This is a genomic window from Streptococcus pluranimalium, assembly GCF_047785745.1.
Classification (GTDB): Bacteria; Bacillota; Bacilli; order Lactobacillales; family Streptococcaceae; genus Streptococcus; species Streptococcus pluranimalium_B.
Map to the genome: position 1 here is coordinate 1 of NZ_JBLOJT010000150.1, position 2,981 is coordinate 2,981.

At 36.2% G+C, this 2,981-nt stretch carries 5 protein-coding genes; all 5 read left to right on the forward strand.

Translation table 11 applies throughout. The features are described from left to right. Positions 1 to 386, forward strand: a 386-nt coding sequence (locus ACMZ6U_RS09905) for a hypothetical protein (protein WP_416108271.1), incomplete at its 5' end; no start/stop codon positions are given. Beyond that, on the forward strand, positions 383 to 781 hold the full coding sequence (locus ACMZ6U_RS09910; protein WP_416108272.1) for a hypothetical protein: 399 nt from the start codon (positions 383 to 385) through the stop codon (positions 779 to 781). The genes ACMZ6U_RS09905 and ACMZ6U_RS09910, both read left to right, overlap by 4 nt. A gap of 227 nt (positions 782 to 1,008) precedes the next feature. After that, a complete protein-coding gene (gene dhaK, locus ACMZ6U_RS09915) occupies positions 1,009 to 1,998 on the forward strand; it encodes a dihydroxyacetone kinase subunit DhaK (protein ID WP_416108273.1) in 990 nt (329 codons plus the stop codon). 13 nt (positions 1,999 to 2,011) lie between these two features. Continuing rightward, positions 2,012 to 2,596 carry a dihydroxyacetone kinase subunit DhaL gene (gene dhaL, locus ACMZ6U_RS09920; protein WP_416108274.1) on the forward strand — a complete coding sequence of 195 codons (585 nt, stop codon included), beginning with the start codon at positions 2,012 to 2,014 and terminating at the stop codon, positions 2,594 to 2,596. After that, the gene (gene dhaM, locus ACMZ6U_RS09925) at positions 2,589 to 2,963 is read left to right on the forward strand and encodes a dihydroxyacetone kinase phosphoryl donor subunit DhaM (RefSeq protein ID WP_416108275.1); all 375 of its coding nucleotides are present in this window, start codon (positions 2,589 to 2,591) and stop codon (positions 2,961 to 2,963) included. The genes dhaL and dhaM overlap by 8 nt, the downstream gene beginning before the upstream one ends. Positions 2,964 to 2,981: the final 18 nt, after the last annotated feature.

The window sequence follows — 2,981 nt, forward strand, 5'->3', positions numbered from 1 at the left end:
AATATAAAGAAATAACTGTTTTTGGAATAGCTTTTGGAATAGACTCTTATTATGTAATTATTTTTATGTTATTACTTTCTTGGCTGGGAATGAAGAGTCTAAGTGCTCTAAGTTTTATTTTTATATTCTTATTGGCAAGTAATAATATGCTTATATTAAGCGAGGCTATGGGAAATATTTTAGGACCAGTTTATCTAATTTCGGCATTTTTTGGAATAATATTATACTTAACTATTGAACCAATCATTTTTAATTACCTGCCATTTTATAAATCAATGTTTAAACATCGTAAAAATAAAATGGAGCAAAATTTTGTTTCCTTACAATCAGATGCTAAAGTTCTTACAAATTCTTTAACCAAAAAACTGAGGAGAAAAATTAAGTGAAAAAAAGCTTTTTAATCATTATATTTTGTTTTTTATTGATTGGTTGTTCAAAATCTAATTCTAATGAGAGTGCGGAAAAAAAAGAGCATAAAGATAGATTTGTTACAGTTGTTAATGATACAGATCAAATATTAAAAAGGATTGTTGTTAAAATTGATAAAGGTACTGAAATTAAGGAAATAGATAGGCCTAAAAAAAAATCTATTTCTATTAAAATTCCCAGAGAGTATGAAGAGCATACTAATTTTACAATTGAAGCAGAAGATAGATATCATGCTATCTATAAAAAAGAAAAAGTAATTAAATCTAAAAAAGGACGGTATGAAATAGTCATCAAAGAAGATGATATTGTGAGTGAGGGGAATAGAATAAGTAAATTTTTAAATGGTGATTAGTTTTATTGAAATCCGAAAGGGTTTCTTTTTTCTCACTCTTTGAAAAAGTTTTCAAAAATTTCTTAGTTTCAGTTTTGTCATTGAAAATTATCTTGAAAATGATATAATGTAAGCGTAATCATTTTTAGGTTACAAGTAAATGAGTTACTTTCATGAGTGATCAAATTATTTAGTCAAGTTGCCTTTTGTTAAAGCTTACTTTTGACTTATCTTAGAAAGGAAACCAAATGAAAAAAATTATCAATCGTCCAGAAGATGTCGTGACAGAAATGCTTGATGGGATTGCCTATGTCCATGATGACTTGGTAGAGCGTTTAGATGGCTATGATGTCATTGTTCGTAAAGCTGAAAAGACTGCTAAAGTTGCCCTTATTTCAGGTGGGGGATCTGGTCATGAACCGTCTCATGCTGGTTTTGTTGGAGAAGGCATGCTCTCAGCAGCTGTCTGTGGTGCTGTCTTTACATCACCAACTCCTGATCAAATCTTGGAAGCTATCAAAGCAGCAGACGAAGGTGCCGGTGTCTTCATGGTTATTAAAAACTACTCTGGTGATATCATGAATTTTGAAATGGCCCAAGAGATGGCTGAAATGGAGGATATTGCTGTGGATAGTATTGTGGTGGACGATGACATCGCTGTTGAAGATAGTCTTTATACACAGGGACGTCGTGGTGTAGCTGGTACGGTACTTGTGCATAAGATTCTTGGTTACGCTGCAGCACAAGGAAAATCTCTAGAAGATATTAAGGCATTGGCTGAGCATTTGGTACCAAATATCAAGACTATCGGTTTAGCACTATCTGGTGCAACAGTTCCTGAAGTTGGAAAACCAGGATTTGTACTTGAAGATGATGAATTTGAATATGGGATCGGTATCCACGGAGAACCAGGCTACAAGAAAGAAAAATTACAACCTTCTGCACAACTTGCCACAGAACTTGTGGATAAATTGTTGGCTGATTTTGATGCTAAAGAAGGTGATGAATTTGCTCTTCTTATCAATGGCATGGGGGCAACACCTTTAATGGAACAATACGTTTTTGCTAATGATGTTTCTCAATTATTGAGTGACAAGGGTGTCAAAGTGATCTATAAAAAATTAGGAGACTATATGACCTCTATTGATATGGCTGGGCTTTCTTTAACACTGGTGAAGATTGAAGACCCAGAATGGGTAACAGCCCTAAATGCCCCAGTAACAACGGTCGCTTGGTAAGAAAGGAGTTGCTATGACACCAGAAATGGCTATTAAATGGATGCGTTTATTTAATGACAAGATTCAAGAGAATAAGGCTTATCTCAGCGAGTTAGACACACCAATCGGCGATGGTGATCACGGGGGAAATATGGCGCGTGGGATGGCTGCGGTCATGGAAACTCTTGATGGTAAAATATTTGCTTCGGCAGACGAAGTCTTCAAGATGGTTTCCATGCAGCTGATTAGTAAAGTCGGTGGCGCATCAGGTCCTCTCTATGGTTCTGCCTTTATGGGTTTGACTAAAGCTCTTAAAGCAGGTCAAGACTTGAAAAGTGGCTTACAAGATGGTCTTGATATGATTGAAAAACGCGGTAAGGCTGAGGTCGGTGAGAAAACAATGGTTGATGTTTGGGCACCAGTTTTAGGAGCTATTAATGATGGACAATTAACATCGGAACTTGTGGATAAGGCTGTAGAAGCAACTAAAGACTTGAAAGCCACCAAGGGACGTGCTTCATATGTTGGAGAGCGTTCTATTGGTCATATCGATCCGGGTTCTTTTTCATCAGGTTTGCTTTTTAAATCCTTGATAGAAGTGGAGGTACTCAATGGCTGATACTGGTATTATTATTATTTCGCATTCTAAAAATATCGCTCAGGGCGTGGTCGATTTGATTTCACAAGTTGCTAAAGATGTTGCTATCACCTATGTTGGTGGTACAGAAGATGGTGATATTGGTTCAAGTTTTGAGCAGGTTCAAGAGATTATTGAGGCTAATCCCAAAGAGCAACTACTAGCTTTTTATGATCTGGGTTCTGCTCACATGAACTTAGAAATGGCTATTGACTTTTCGGACAAAGAAATCCTTATTCAAGATGTGCCTATAGTAGAAGGGGCCTACACCGCAGCTGCTCTTCTTCAAGTAGATACCCCTTTAGCAGACATTCAAGAACAATTAGCTGATTTAGCTATTTCTAAATAGCAGATAAAAAACCGTACT